Origin of the sequence: Kribbella jiaozuonensis (genome assembly GCF_005233875.1) — a bacterium.
Classification (GTDB): Bacteria; Actinomycetota; Actinomycetes; order Propionibacteriales; family Kribbellaceae; genus Kribbella; species Kribbella jiaozuonensis.
In genome coordinates this window covers 84636-98295 of the sequence record NZ_SZPZ01000004.1, presented here as the reverse complement: position 1 = coordinate 98295, position 13660 = coordinate 84636, and the positions used below count along the sequence as shown (strand labels likewise).

Here is a 13660-nt window from a genome sequence, read left to right as displayed (position 1 = left end):
CCCACGTGCACGATCCGAGACGGCTGTCCACTCCTTGATTACTCTGGCCTAGGGTTGGGGAGACAAACACCGAGGAGGCAAGCACGTGGCGGTACGGGCGATCCGGGGTGCCACCCAGCTGGACGTGGACGAGCGCGAGCACTTGCTCGAGCGGTCCGCGGAGCTGGTGAAGGCGGTCCTGGAGGCGAACGATCTGGAGAACGAGGATCTGATCAGCATCCTGTTCACCGTCACGTCGGACCTGCGTTCGGAGTTCCCGGCGGTCGCGGGGCGGCAGATCGGGCTGACCGACGTACCGCTGATGTGCATGCAGGAGATCCCGGTGCCGCACGCGCTGCCGCGGGTGGTCCGGCTGATGGTCCACACCGAGACCTCACGCTCCCGCGACAAGATCCAGCACGTCTACCTCCACGGCGCCGTCGCGCTCCGCCCAGACCTGACCGGCGCCCAGTGACCGAACTACGGGGTCCTGTTCGCATCGTCGGCACCGGATTGATCGGTACGTCGATCGGCCTCGCGCTCGCCCGGCTAGGTGTCGTCGTGGAGCTCGTCGACGGGAACCCGGACAACGCGCTGATGGCCGAGCGGATCGGGGCCGGCTCGCGGCTGGTCCAGATCGAGCCGCAGCTGGTCGTGGTCGCCGTACCGCCTGACCATGTCGGCGCAGTAGTCGCGGAGCAGCTTCAGCAGACCGACGCGGTGGTGACGGACGCGGCCAGCGTGAAGTCCAAGCCGCTCGCCGACGCCCGCAGGCTGACCGGCGACCTCAGTCGGTACGTCGGCAGCCACCCGATGGCCGGCTCCGAGCGCAACGGGCCGCTCGCCGGCCGCGCCGACCTGTTCGACGGCGCCACCTGGGCAATCACGCCGCACGAGACCAGCAACCCCGAAGCAGTCGACCTCGTACGTCGGCTCGCCGAGGCCGCCGGCGCCCGTACCGTCGAGATGTCCGTCGAGGACCACGACCTCGGCGTCGCTCGCGTGTCCCACCTGCCGCACCTGATGTCGGCGCTCGCTGCCGGCACGCTGGCCGACGCACCGTCGTCCCACCTCGAGCTGTCCGGTCAGGGCGTCCGGGACGTCACCCGGATCGCGGCCGGCGACCCGACGCTGTGGACCCAGATCGTGTCCGCGAACTCGGGTGCGCTGACCGGCCTGCTGGAGCAGATCCGCGGCGAGCTCGACCGCCTCCTCGTTGCCCTGGGCAAGGAAGAGGCCGGCGACGAGCTGACCGCGATCCTCGGCCAGGGCGTCTCCGGCGCGGTCCGCGTACCGGGCAAGCACGGTACGCCGCACATCGACCTGGTCACGGTCCTGGTCACGATCCCGGACCGCCCCGGCCAGCTGGCCAAGTTGTTCGCCGATGCGGCCGAGTCCGGCGCCAACGTCGAGGACCTCCGCATCGACCACAGCCCCGGCCGCCCGGTCGGTGAGGTCGAGCTCGCCGTCAAACCGGCCTCCGTCGACCAGCTCGTCGACGTCCTGACCGACCGCGGCTGGGTGGTCCACCGCTAGTTCTGTCCCCGTCCGAAGGTAATCTTCGGGGCATGATCATCGCTGTGGACGGCCCGAGCGGCTCCGGTAAATCGAGCACCGCCCGCGGAGTGGCCACCCGGCTCGGACTGCGGTTCCTCGACACCGGGGCGACGTACCGGGCGGTGACCTGGTCGGCGGTCGAGCACGGGCTGGATCTGGACGACACCGCCGCGGTCGCGCAGCGCGCCCGGGACCTGCGGCTGGAGATCAGCACCGACCCCGGCCACCAGTTCGTCATCGCCGACGGGGCCGACGTCACCACCGCGATCCGGGAGCCGCGGATCAGCGAGGTGGTCTCGAAGATCGCCACCAACCTCGACGTTCGCAAGGAGCTGATCCGGCGGCAGCGGGCGATCATCGACAACGCCCAGCCGAGCGGCGGGATCGTGGTCGAGGGCCGCGACATCGCCACCGTGGTCGCCACCGACGCCGAGCTGAAGGTGCTGCTGACCGCCGACCAGGAGGCCCGGATGGCCCGCCGCGGCGCCGAGGTCAGCTCGTTGACCGCGGAGCAGCTGCGGGACCAGATCATCCGGCGCGACGCCGACGACTCGACCGTGTCGGAGTTCCAGGTCGCCTCGGACGGCGCCGTCACCATCGATTCGACGTACATGACCCTCGAGGAGGTCATCGACGTGATCAGCCGACTGGCAAAGGAGACTGTCCCTCAAGGCCAGGACAGATGACGGCGGAAGTCACCGGGCACAAGGACCTGCCCCGCACCGATGATCTGCCGCCGTTGCCGTACCGCTTGGCGTTGCCGATGCGGAAGATCGCGAAGCCGTACTTCCTGCGCAAGTACAACCTGACCATCCACCACGAGGACCGGTTCCCGCTGACCGGTCCGCTGCTGATGGCGCCGAACCACCTGAGCCTGCTGGACGCGCCGCTGCTCGGAGCCGTCGCGCCGCGGATGCTGCACCAGCTCGGCAAGATCGAGGTCTTCGGCGGTCTCCAGGGCACGTTCCTGCGCCGGATCGGCCAGATCCCGGTCGACAGGTCGTCGTACGACATGCTCGCGGTCCGGAAGTCGATCCAGGTACTGCGGGACGGCCGGGTACTGAACATCTACCCCGAAGGCACCCGCGGACCGGGCGATTTCAGCCGGATCAAGGTCGGCGTGGCCTATCTGGCGATGGTCACCGGCGCCCCGATCCTGCCCGTGGCGCTGATGGGGACGCGGCTGCCGTTGGGTAGCGTGGAGGGTCACCCACCAGCCGGGAGCCGGGTCGACGTCGTGTACGGCGAGCCGTTCACGATTGAGCGCGTACCCTTTCCTAGGAGACATTCCGACGTACAGGCGGTTGCCGACCACATCGGCGACGTGCTGCGCGCCCATGTGAAGGCGGCCGTCGAAGAAACCGGCCACCCTCTTCCGGGCTGGCGAGACGAGAAGGACCCTGATGACTGACCTGCCCACCGAAGTACCGACGCACGACCGTGAGGACACGGGGCCACTCCCGGTGCTTGCGATCGTCGGGCGGCCGAACGTGGGCAAGTCCACGCTGGTCAACCGCATCATCGGCCGCCGCGAGGCGGTCGTCGAGGACACCCCGGGCGTGACCCGGGACCGCGTGTCGTACGACGCCAACTGGGCCGGCCGTGAGTTCACGGTCGTCGACACCGGCGGCTGGGACCCGGACGCGGTCGGCATGGCCGCGCTGGTCGCGGCCCAGGCCGAGGTCGCGATCAACGCGGCCGACGCGGTGCTGTTCGTGGTCGACGCGGTCGTCGGCATCACCGACGCCGACGAGGCAGTCGTCCGGGTACTGCGGAAGTCCGGCAAGCCGGTCGTCCTCGCCGCGAACAAGGTCGACGACCAGCGCGTCGAGTCCGAGGCGATGAACCTGTGGAGCCTGGGCATCGGCGAGCCGTTCCCGGTCTCCGCGATGCACGGCCGTGGCACGGGCGACATGCTGGACGCCGTACTCGCGGCTCTGCCCGAGGCGCCGCCCGAGCGTGACGGCGAGCTGGCCGGGCCGCGACGGGTCGCGATCGTCGGCAAGCCGAACGTCGGCAAGTCCTCCCTGCTGAACAAGGTCGCCAAGGAGGACCGGGTCGTCGTCAGCGACGTCGCCGGGACGACGGTCGACCCGGTGGACGAGCTGATCACGCTCGGCGGCAAGGAGTGGCGGTTCATCGACACCGCCGGCATCCGGCGCAAGGTGAAGAACTCCCAGGGCCACGAGTACTACGCCTCGCTGCGGACCAACGCGGCGATCGAGCGGGCCGAGGTGGTCGTGGTCGTCATCGACGCCTCGCAGTCGATCACCGAGCAGGACCTGCGGATCATGAACGCGGTCGAGGAAGCCGGCAAGGCGCTGGTGATCGCGTACAACAAGTGGGACCTGATGGACGAGGAGCGCCGCTACTACCTGGAGCGCGAGATCGACCGGGACCTGGTGCAGTTCCGCTGGGCGCCGCGGGTGAACATCAGCGCGCTCACCGGCTGGCACATGGAGAAGCTCGTGCCGGCGATCGAGGCCGCGCTCGAGGGCTGGCAGACCCGCGTCCCGACCGGTCAGCTGAACGCGTTCCTGGGCCGGATGGTTGCCGCCCACCCGCACCCGGTCCGCTCCGGGAAGCAGCCGAAGATCCTGTTCGGCACGCAGGCCACGACCATGCCGCCGACGTTCGCGATCTTCACCTCCGGCCAGATCGAGGCGTCCTACCAGCGCTTCATCGAACGCCGCCTGCGCGAGGACTTCGGCTTCGTCGGCAGCCCGGTGCACGTGCAGATCCGGGCCCGCCAGAAGAACAAGAAGCGCTGACCCGCCCTGGTCAGGACCAGGGCGGCGAATGCTGTAAGGTAAAGCCCGCTCACCTCAACGGGGAGTATCGGGCTGTGGCGCAGTTTGGTAGCGCACCGGTCTGGGGGACCGGGGGTCGCAGGTTCAAGTCCTGTCAGCCCGACAGACGAAGAGGGGCACCGACACTGTCGGTGCCCTTCTTGTCGTCAGCGGACCTCTGCGAGTTCCTTCTCCTCGGGCTTGCCGGGGACGTTCAGCGACTCGCCCTCGATGTCGACCCTCGGGGTGATCCGGTCCAGCCACTTCGGGAACCACCAGGCGCGGTCGCCGAGCAGGCTGAGGATCGCGGGGACCAGCGTCATCCGGACCACGAAGGCGTCGATGAGTACGCCGATGGTGAGGCCGAAGCCGATCGCCTTGATGATCGGGTCCTCGACCAGGATGAACCCGGCGAAGACCGAGGCCATGATCAGGGCGGCGGCGGTGACGACCCGGGCGCCGTGGCCGAGGCCCTGGATCGTGGCGTCGTTCGCGTGCCGGCCGTGGACGAACTCCTCCCGGACCCGGGACACGATGAACACCTCGTAGTCCATCGCGAGCCCGAACAGGATGCCCATCATGATGATCGGCAGGAAGCTCACCAGCGGACCGGGGGAGTCGATCCCGACCAGCTTCGCCAGGTGCCCCTGCTGGAACACCGCGACCGTGATCCCGAACGTCGCCCCGATCGTCAGAACGAACCCGAGCGTCGCCTTCAACGGCACCAGGATCGACCGGAACGCCAGCAGCAACAGCAGGAACGACAACCCGATCACCACGAACAGGTACGTCGGCAGCGCGTCGGACAGCTTGTTCGACACGTCGACCCCGACCGCGGTGTTCCCGGTCACGGAGATATCGGCGCCACCGGTGGCGAGCGGCTTGATTGCCGAGCGCAGGTTCTTCACCAGGTCAGCGGTCTGCTCGCTCGCCGGTCCGCTCTTCGGGATCACCTGCAGCAACCGCGTCGTACCGTCCTGACTTGCCGCGGCCGGCTGTGCGGCGACGACGTCCGGAAGGCCCTGGGCTTTGCCCAACACCTGCTGTGCCAGCGCGTTCGAGGTCGCCGGGTCGTTGCTCTGCACAACAACCACCAGCGGCCCGTTCGCGCCCGGACCGAAGGCCGCCGCGGTCATGTCGTACGCGACCCGCTGGTTCGTACCGGCTGCCGCCGACGCGCCGTCCGGCAGCGCGAGCTGCATATCCTTCACCGGGATCGCCAGGAAGCCGAGCCCGATGATGCCGACAGCAACGATCGGCACCCGCAGCCGCGTCACCAGCCGGCCCCAGCGGAAACCGAACCCCTCCTTGTGCGCAGCCGCGGTCGGCGACTTCCGCAGCTTCCGCGGCAGCACCCGGTTCCCGACGAAGCCCAGCAATGCCGGCAGCAAAGTCAACGCGACCAGTACTGCGGTGAGCACCGTCGCCGCAGCGGCAAGACCCATGGCAGTCAGGAACGGCACCCCGACCACCGACAACCCGGCCAGCGCGATCACCACGGTCGCACCGGCGAACAACACCGCCGACCCGGCCGTCGCGGTCGCCCGCGCAACGGACTCCTCCGGATCCATTCCTTCGGCCAGCTGCGACCGGTGCCGCGAGCTGATGAACAGCGAGTAGTCGATCCCCACCGCGAGCCCGAGCATCAACGCCAGGATCGGCGCCGTGGACGACACATCGGTGAACGCCGTCACGATGAACAACCCGGCCATCCCGGCCAGTACGCCGAGCAACGCCGTCACCAGCGTCATACCCGCGGCAACCAGCGACCCGAACGTGACGACGAGTACGACGGCCGCGACCGCGACGCCGATCACCTCGGTCGCACCGATCTCCGGTACCCCGGCCTTGATCTGACCGCCCGGGACGACCTTGAGATCACCCGAGCTCAGTCCGCTCAGTCCGTCGTACCCGTCGACGCTCTCCTTCGACAGCTCGTCGGCCGGCTTGTCGAACTGGACGCTGATCAATCCCGTCGTACCGTCCGGGCTGATCGCCTTGCTGGTGAACGGGTCGACCGCACCGATCACCTCGGGCACCTTGGCGACCTTGGCAACCGTCACGCCGACCGCGGCCTTCACGGTCGGGTCGGCCAGCGTCTTGCCGTCCGGCGCCTTCACCACGACCGTGGACGACGCGCCGCTCGCGGCCGGCAGCTCCTGCTTGAGTGCATCGAGCGCGCGCTGCGACTCGGTGCCCGGGATCGAGAACGTGTTCGCGGTCTTGCCGCCCAGCGTCAGCGCGCCGACACCCAGCAGGACGAGGAACAGCGCCCACACGGCGGCCACGAGCCGCCTGCGCTGGTAGGAGAACCGGCCGAGCCGGTACAGCAGATTGGCCATCGGGAACAGCATCCGTTCGGGTCGGTACGGCGTACGGGCAGGGGTGATGGTCCGCCCGGCGGGCGGAGGGCGGCGGGTTCAGGTCTCAGGCGCGGCGGAGGAGTCTCCGCAGGGCGATGTCGCAGAGTCGTCGGAGGTCGTCGTCGGTGCGCTCGACGGAGTGCCGGCACTCGCCGAGCAGACCGTTGATCGCGAACTTCGCCAGGTCGTGCTCGATCGGGTCGTCGGACCCGGCCATGTACTCGGTCAGCTGCATGCCGTCGGTGACCAGCTGCCCGACCTCGGGCATCTCCTCGATCACCGGGAGGATGTCCTGCAACACGTCGACGACCCCGCGGTGGGTGACGGCGAGATCGATGAAGCTCTGGATGGCGAGTTCCTGGGCGTCGGCCCGGGACAGCTCGGCCGCGGCCTTCACGAGCTCGGCCACATCGGCGGCCGCGGGCTCGAGGACGGCCGCGAGCACAGCCGGCTTGCCGCTGAAGTGGTAGAGCACCGTCGCCTTCGAGCAGCCGGCCGCGGTCGCGATGTCCTGCAACGACGTCGCGTTGTAGCCGCGGGCCTGGAACAGGTGCATCGCCTGCCGGACGATCTCGCGCCTGGTCCGCTCCCGCGCCGGGGTGGTGACTGCCATGTCAGCATCTTGCCTGACCGATCGGCCAGTTTTCAACCGATCGGTCAGGTTTGTGGTCCGGTTCACGCGCTGGTCCGGATTTGATTGCGGTGTAATCCTGTAATCCAGGAGGCGTGACGATGGCTGAAGAGATTGCTGGGGACGATGTCCTGGACGCCTACTCCCGAGTGGTCTCGGGGGTGGCCGAACACCTGATCCCGCGGGTCGCGAGCCTGCGGATCCACAGCCGGCGCGGCGACTCGTCCGGCTCCGGGGTGGTGCTGACCGGCGACGGTCACCTGCTCACGAACGCGCACGTGGTCGGCGACGGCTCGGAGGCTTCCGCGGAGTTCGCCGACGGTACGACGGCACAGGCCCGCGTCGTCGGCGTCGACCGGCTGTCCGACCTCGCCGTACTGCGGGCCGACCGCGAGATCCCCGATCCGCCGGAGTACGGCGACGCGGACCATCTGAAGGTCGGGAACCTGGTGGTTGCCGTGGGCAACCCCCTCGGCCTGGCCGGGAGTGTGACCGCCGGCGTGGTGAGCGCGCTCGGCCGGTCGTTGCCGGTCAGTAGCGGCTCGGCGCAACGGATCATCGAGGACGTCATCCAGACCGATGCTGCCTTGAACCCGGGCAACTCCGGGGGAGCGCTGGCCGACGGCAACGGCCGCGTGATCGGCATCAACACCGCCGTCGCCGGGATCGGCCTCGGCCTCGCCGTCCCGATCAACCCGACGACCCGCCGGATCATCTACTCGCTACTGCACGACGGTCGCGTACGGCGCGCGTACCTCGGCCTGGTGACGACGCCCGCACCGCTTCGCCCGTCATTGGCGGAACGGTTCGACCAGCGGGCGGCGCTCCGGGTCGTCGAGGTCATCCCCGCGAGCCCGGCCGCCGCCGCGGGCCTCCGCCAGGGAGACCTGGTGCTCGCGGTGAACGGCGTACCGCTCCGGGACGCTCAGTCGCTGCAGCGGCAGCTGTTCGAGGACGCGATCGCCCGACGTACGGAGATCACCGCGATCCGCAACAACGCGCTGGTCGACGTGATCGCGTACCCGGCCGAGCTCACTGATCGGTGAGGTCGGCCCGGAGGAGTACGCAGGTGCCGGGTTTCAACGGGGCGCCCGGAAAGATGAAGTCCCGGGTGACCTCGGTGAACCTGAACCTCTTGTTGAGGTCGAGGATCGCGCCGTTCGCCTGATTGACGAACGAGTAGACGGCGTCGGCGCGCTCCGCGGTCCAGCGGATGCGATCCCGCATCAGCAGTTCGCCGATCCCGTGTCGTCGCCAGTCCGGCGAGACGATCAGGCCGATCAGGTAGTACCCGGTCGGAGCGGTCGTCGGCGGGTCGTCGGGCTTGAGCTCATGGCGGATCACCCCGCCGTACCCGACGACCTCGTCACCGACGACCGCGACGGAGATGTACTTGTCCGGGTCGGCGAGGTCGGCCACCAGCCGTTCGCGCCGCTCGGCCGCGGACCCGTGGGTCCGCGACACGATCAGCTCGGCACACGCGTCCAGGTCACGCAGCTCTCCTGGACGGACCTGTACGTCGACGGTCTGCCGGGCGACACCCGGCTGGTACTCGGCGAACCCACTCACCAGCCGCGCTCGCGCCACTCTGCGAGGTGCGGGCGCTCGGTCCCGAGGGTGGTGTCGGAGCCGTGGCCCGGGTAGACCCACGTCTCGTCGGGGAGCTCGTTGAACAGCTTGGTCTCGACGTCGTTGATCAGCGACGTGAACCGCTCCGCATCGCCCTGGGTGTTCCCGACACCTCCGGGGAACAGCGAGTCGCCGGTGAACAGGTGCGGCGCGCCGTCCGGGTCGTCGTACACCAGGGCGATCGAGCCGGGCGTGTGGCCGACGAGGTGGATCACGCGCAGGGTGCACTGGCCGACGGCGATGTGGTCGCCGTCGTCGACGAGCTGGTCGGTCGGGACCGGGATGCCCTCGGCGTCGTACCGGCCGGCGACTGTGGTGGCACCGGTGCGGGCGACGACCTCGGCCAGCGCCTCCCAGTGGTCCTTGTGCTGATGCGTGGTGATCACGCGCGCGAGGCCGCCGTCGCCGATCAGCTGCAGCAGCGTGTCCGCCTCGTTCGCGGCGTCGATCAGGACCTGCTCGTCGGTCTGGCGGCAACGCAGCAGGTAGGCGTTGTTGTCCATCGGCCCGACGGCGACCTTGGTGATCATCAACTGGGCCAGCTCGTGGGTCTGGGCCGGTCCGCCGACCTTGACGTTCCCGTGGTACTCGGGCATGCGACTTCTCCCTGGATGTCGGTGATAGAGCGATCCTTGCACTGTTCGCGGCCGGGTGCGCGAACCACCCTCGGCGATCGAATATACTTTCGAAACGCCCCGCGAACGGAGCACTGCATCCGGCGGCGGAAGTTTTTGTCGGTGGGCCTCGTTAGCATGACGGGGCATGCCCCGGATACCCTCGAGAACGGCTGAGAGTGAGCTTGTGTCTGACCGTCTGATCGTGCGCGGAGCGCGTGAGCACAACCTGAAGGACGTCTCGGTCGACCTGCCGCGGGACGCCATGATCGTCTTCACCGGACTGTCCGGGTCCGGCAAGTCCAGCCTGGCCTTCGACACGATCTTCGCCGAGGGCCAGCGACGCTACGTCGAGTCCCTCTCGGCGTATGCGCGCCAGTTCCTGGGGCAGATGGACAAACCCGACGTCGACTTCATCGAGGGGCTGTCGCCGGCCGTCTCGATCGACCAGAAGTCCACCTCGCGCAACCCGCGCTCGACCGTCGGCACGATCACCGAGGTCTACGACTACCTCCGGCTGCTGTTCGCCCGCGCCGGGCGGCCGCACTGCCCGGAGTGTGGCGAGCCGATCGCGCGGCAGACGCCGCAGCAGATCGTCGACCGGGTGCTCGAGCTCGACGAGGGCACCCGGTTCCAGGTGCTCGCCCCGGTCGTCCGCGGCCGCAAGGGGGAGTACCTCGATCTCTTCCGCCAGCTGAGCGGTCAGGGTCTGTCCCGGGCGCGGGTCGACGGTGAGACGATCCAGCTCACCGATCCGCCGAAGCTCGACAAGCAGAAGAAGCACGACATCGACGTGGTCGTCGACCGGCTCGCGGTGAAGAGGTCGGCCAAGCAGCGTCTCACCGACTCGGTCGAGACCGCGCTCGGGCTGGCCAGCGGCCTGCTGGTGCTCGACTTCGTCGACCTGCCGGAGGACGACCCGCACCGCGAGCGCCGCTTCTCCGAGAAGCTCGCCTGCCCGAACGATCACCCGCTCGCCATCGACGAGCTCGAGCCGCGGTCGTTCTCGTTCAACTCGCCGTACGGCGCCTGCCCGGTCTGCACCGGGCTGGGCACGCGGATGGAGGTCGACCCGGAGCTGCTGGTGCCGGATCCGTCCAAGTCGCTGGACGAGGGCGCGATCCAGCCGTGGGCCGGGCAGAACGTCTCGCAGTACTTCGAGCGGTTGCTCGACGCGCTGGCGAAGGACCTGAAGTTCAAGACCAGCACGCCGTTCGGCGAGCTGCCGGCGAAGGCGAAGAAGGCGCTGCTCACCGGCCACGACAAGCAGGTCCACGTCTCGTACCAGAACCGCTACGGCCGCGAGCGGTCGTACTACACCAGCTTCGAAGGCGTGATCCCGTACGTCGAGCGCCGGCACGCGGAGGCGTCCAGCGACACCGGCCGGGAGCGCTTCGAGGAGTACATGCGCGAGGTGCCGTGCCTGGCCTGCAACGGCGCGCGGCTGAAGCCGATCTCGCTGGCGGTCACCCTCGGCGGGAAGAACATCGCCGAGATCAGCGCGATGTCGATCGACGAGGTGCACGGCTTCCTGGCACAGATGGAGCTGTCGCCGCGGGAGAAGCAGATCGCCGAGCGGGTGGTCAAGGAGATCGGTGAGCGGCTGCGGTTCCTGCTCGACGTCGGCCTGGACTACCTCGCGCTGAGCCGGCCGGCGGGTTCGCTGTCCGGTGGTGAGGCGCAGCGGATCAGGCTCGCGACGCAGATCGGTTCGGGTCTGGTCGGCGTGCTGTACGTGCTCGACGAGCCGTCGATCGGTCTCCATCAGCGGGACAACCGGCGGTTGATCGAGACGCTGGTCCGGCTGAAGGAGCTGGGCAACACACTGATCGTCGTCGAGCACGACGAGGACACCATCGACCACGCCGACTGGGTCGTCGACATCGGCCCGGGCGCCGGTGAGCACGGCGGTCAGGTCGTCGTGTCCGGCACGGTCGAGGACCTGCGCAACCACCCGGACTCGATCACCGGTGCGTACGTGTCCGGTCGGCGGGAGATCCCGATCCCCGCCGTACGGCGACCGCTGACCGAGGGCCGTGAGCTGACGGTGTACGGCGCCCGCCAGAACAACCTGAAGGACATCGACGTCACGATCCCGCTCGGGGTGTTCGTCGCGGTCACGGGTGTGTCGGGGTCGGGCAAGTCGACGCTGGTCAACGACATCCTGTACACGTCGCTGGCGCGGCAGATCTACGGCGCTCGCGCGGTGCCGGGCCGGCACACGAAGATCTCCGGGATGGAGCTGGTCGACAAGGTCATCCACGTCGACCAGTCGCCGATCGGCCGGACGCCGCGGTCCAACCCGGCGACGTACACCGGCGTGTGGGACCACATCCGCAAGCTGTTCGCGGAGACACCGGAGGCGAAGGTCCGCGGGTACCAGCAGGGCCGGTTCTCGTTCAACGTCAAGGGCGGCCGGTGCGAGGCCTGCTCGGGTGACGGCACGCTGAAGATCGAGATGAACTTCCTGCCGGACGTCTACGTCCCGTGCGAGGTGTGCCACGGGGCGCGGTACAACCGCGAGACGCTCGAGGTCCACTACAAGAGCAAGACGGTCGCGGACGTGCTGGACATGCCGATCGAGGAGGCGGCGGAGTTCTTCGCCGCGATCCCGGCGATCTCCCGGCACCTGAAGACGCTGGTCGAGGTCGGCCTCGGGTATGTGCGGCTCGGTCAGCCGGCGCCGACGCTGTCCGGTGGTGAGGCGCAGCGGGTGAAGCTGGCGTCCGAGCTGCAGCGGCGTTCGACCGGCCGGACGGTCTACGTGCTGGACGAGCCGACGACCGGTCTCCACTTCGAGGACATCCGCAAGCTGCTCGGCGTACTGAGCGGCCTGGTCGACAAGGGCAACTCGGTGCTGGTCATCGAGCACAACCTCGACGTGATCAAGACCGCCGACTGGCTGATCGACCTCGGTCCGGACGGCGGTCGCCGCGGCGGCACGCTGATCGCGGAAGGTACGCCGGAGGAGGTCGCGGCGAACCCGGCGTCGTACACCGGGCAGTTCCTGGCCGAGATCCTCGAGGGCCGGGCGGCGAAGCCGAGTGCCCGGAAGCAGCCAGAGAAGACGGTCGCGGTGAAGAAGGCCACCGCGAAGAAGACGGTGGCCAAGAAGGCCGTCGCCAAGAAAGCAGCGGTGAAGAAGGCCGCGCCGGCCAAGAAGACGGCGACGAGGAAGCGGGTTGCCGGCTAACTCGTCAGCGGCGGAAGAGTTGCTGGACGAGGTGGCGAACCCAGGTACGGCGCGGGGACGGCAGTAGCGCCGCCGGCAGCATGACTGTCGGCGGCTCGGCCAGCGTGACCGGCACCTGGACCATCCGGTCGCCCTGCAGCCAGAACACGTCCGGACTGCACTGGTCGGGCGCGTCGCGGTAGGTGTCCGCGACGAACCTCGCCAGCTCGTCCGCCGTCTCCTGGCCGGCATCCGCGGGGCAGAACACGACCGTGCTCAACCGCGGTACGCCGAGCAGTACCCCCAGGCCGAGAGACGACTGCGGCAGCAGATTCTCCCGGTCGACGACTGCCATCGACACGAGCGGATCGTTCTCCCGGCTCAGCACCGAGAACCCGTTGTGCTCGACCGGCCGCAGGTCGGAGATCTGCTCCAGCGTGAGCTGCACCGGCGACGGCACGGCCGGATCACCGAGCCCGAGCATCGATCGCCGTACGACGGTCAGCCGCCGCAGCTCCGTGCCGGTGCCGATGAAGACCACGACCTCGAAGTGGTCCCCGAACGGGATCAGCGCGTCGGCCACCGGGCCCGCCGTACGGGCGGACCACCCGCGCTGGACGAGCAGCGCCCGCTGCCGTTCCGCGACGTCGCCGAAGCGGTGCTCCTCGGTGGCGAGCTCACCCTCGGCGACGACGGCCCGCAGCCAGGCCTCGATCTGCTCGGCCCAGCGGTGCTGGGGCAGCTGATTGCACCGATCGATGATCTCGCTCAGCCCGACCACCGCGGACATCTGTAGGGCACCGCGGCCCCAGCCGACCTCGACCGTGCGCTCGGCGGTGTCGACGACGCAGCCCGGCATCCACATCGGTGCGAGGTCCGCGATCGCCCTCAGCACGGTCGAGTCGTTCGTCGTTCCTGTCATCCCA

The 13660-nt window shown here is 69.1% G+C and carries 12 protein-coding genes and 1 tRNA gene; 8 read left to right on the top strand and 5 right to left on the bottom strand.

Annotation, left to right across the window (positions count from 1 at the left end; all coding sequences use genetic code 11):
* Positions 1 to 85: 85 nt before the first annotated feature.
* From aroH to FDA38_RS26510, 6 genes are all read left to right on the top strand, one after another.
* Positions 86 to 454, top strand: coding sequence for a chorismate mutase (gene aroH, locus FDA38_RS26535; protein ID WP_134100823.1), 369 nt, complete (start codon positions 86 to 88; stop codon positions 452 to 454).
* Entirely contained in the window at positions 451 to 1515 is a 1065-nt protein-coding gene (locus FDA38_RS26530; protein ID WP_137256860.1) for a prephenate dehydrogenase, read from the top strand. The genes aroH and FDA38_RS26530 overlap by 4 nt, the downstream gene beginning before the upstream one ends.
* A 32-nt stretch (positions 1516 to 1547) precedes the next feature.
* Entirely contained in the window at positions 1548 to 2222 is a 675-nt protein-coding gene (gene cmk / locus FDA38_RS26525) for a (d)CMP kinase (RefSeq protein WP_137256859.1), read from the top strand.
* On the top strand, positions 2219 to 2947 hold the full coding sequence (locus FDA38_RS26520; protein ID WP_137256858.1) for a lysophospholipid acyltransferase family protein: 729 nt from the start codon (positions 2219 to 2221) through the stop codon (positions 2945 to 2947). The genes cmk and FDA38_RS26520 overlap by 4 nt, the downstream gene beginning before the upstream one ends.
* Positions 2940 to 4307, top strand: a complete 1368-nt coding sequence (gene der / locus FDA38_RS26515) for a ribosome biogenesis GTPase Der (RefSeq protein ID WP_137256857.1) — start codon at positions 2940 to 2942, stop codon at positions 4305 to 4307. Before FDA38_RS26520 ends, der begins: the two co-directional genes overlap by 8 nt.
* Positions 4308 to 4375: 68 nt before the next feature.
* Positions 4376 to 4449, top strand: a tRNA-Pro gene (locus FDA38_RS26510).
* A gap of 43 nt (positions 4450 to 4492) precedes the next feature.
* On the opposite strand, the gene FDA38_RS26505 is transcribed toward FDA38_RS26510, so the two are convergent.
* Both FDA38_RS26505 and FDA38_RS26500 read right to left on the bottom strand, forming a co-directional pair.
* Positions 4493 to 6667, bottom strand: coding sequence for an MMPL family transporter (locus FDA38_RS26505; RefSeq protein WP_137256856.1), 2175 nt, complete (start codon positions 6665 to 6667; stop codon positions 4493 to 4495).
* A gap of 85 nt (positions 6668 to 6752) precedes the next feature.
* On the bottom strand, positions 6753 to 7301 hold the full coding sequence (locus FDA38_RS26500; protein WP_137256855.1) for a TetR/AcrR family transcriptional regulator: 549 nt from the start codon (positions 7299 to 7301) through the stop codon (positions 6753 to 6755).
* A 119-nt stretch (positions 7302 to 7420) separates the two neighbouring features.
* Here FDA38_RS26500 and FDA38_RS26495 point away from each other — a divergent pair, with 119 nt between their 5' ends.
* On the top strand, positions 7421 to 8365 hold the full coding sequence (locus tag FDA38_RS26495; protein WP_137256854.1) for a S1C family serine protease: 945 nt from the start codon (positions 7421 to 7423) through the stop codon (positions 8363 to 8365).
* Here FDA38_RS26495 and FDA38_RS26490 read toward each other — a convergent pair.
* Together FDA38_RS26490 and FDA38_RS26485 are read right to left on the bottom strand one after the other, a co-directional pair.
* Positions 8352 to 8888 (bottom strand): GNAT family N-acetyltransferase, encoded by a 537-nt coding sequence (locus FDA38_RS26490; RefSeq protein WP_170989877.1) that lies wholly within the window; start codon positions 8886 to 8888, stop codon positions 8352 to 8354. The two genes, FDA38_RS26495 and FDA38_RS26490, sit on opposite strands and share 14 nt — an antisense overlap.
* Positions 8885 to 9544: an MBL fold metallo-hydrolase gene (locus FDA38_RS26485; RefSeq protein WP_137256852.1), complete on the bottom strand. Its 660-nt coding sequence runs from the start codon at positions 9542 to 9544 to the stop codon at positions 8885 to 8887. Before FDA38_RS26485 ends, FDA38_RS26490 begins: the two co-directional genes overlap by 4 nt.
* Positions 9545 to 9749: 205 nt before the next feature.
* Between FDA38_RS26485 and uvrA the strand changes: the two genes are divergently transcribed.
* Positions 9750 to 12755 (top strand): excinuclease ABC subunit UvrA, encoded by a 3006-nt coding sequence (uvrA, locus tag FDA38_RS26480; RefSeq protein WP_137256851.1) that lies wholly within the window; start codon positions 9750 to 9752, stop codon positions 12753 to 12755.
* Positions 12756 to 12759: 4 nt separating this feature from the next.
* Here the strand turns inward: uvrA and FDA38_RS26475 are convergent, their stop codons facing one another.
* Entirely contained in the window at positions 12760 to 13656 is an 897-nt protein-coding gene (locus tag FDA38_RS26475; protein ID WP_137256850.1) for a hypothetical protein, read from the bottom strand.
* Positions 13657 to 13660: the final 4 nt, after the last annotated feature.

Coding starts and splice junctions, on each gene's coding strand:
- FDA38_RS26520 (WP_137256858.1), top strand. CDS start 2,219: ATGACGGCGGAAGTCACCGGGCACAAGGACCTGCCCCGCACCGATGAT.
- FDA38_RS26505 (WP_137256856.1), bottom strand. CDS start 6,667: ATGGCCAATCTGCTGTACCGGCTCGGCCGGTTCTCCTACCAGCGCAGG.
- cmk (WP_137256859.1), top strand. CDS start 1,548: ATGATCATCGCTGTGGACGGCCCGAGCGGCTCCGGTAAATCGAGCACC.
- der (WP_137256857.1), top strand. CDS start 2,940: ATGACTGACCTGCCCACCGAAGTACCGACGCACGACCGTGAGGACACG.
- FDA38_RS26485 (WP_137256852.1), bottom strand. CDS start 9,544: ATGCCCGAGTACCACGGGAACGTCAAGGTCGGCGGACCGGCCCAGACC.
- FDA38_RS26475 (WP_137256850.1), bottom strand. CDS start 13,656: ATGACAGGAACGACGAACGACTCGACCGTGCTGAGGGCGATCGCGGAC.
- FDA38_RS26500 (WP_137256855.1), bottom strand. CDS start 7,301: ATGGCAGTCACCACCCCGGCGCGGGAGCGGACCAGGCGCGAGATCGTC.
- FDA38_RS26495 (WP_137256854.1), top strand. CDS start 7,421: ATGGCTGAAGAGATTGCTGGGGACGATGTCCTGGACGCCTACTCCCGA.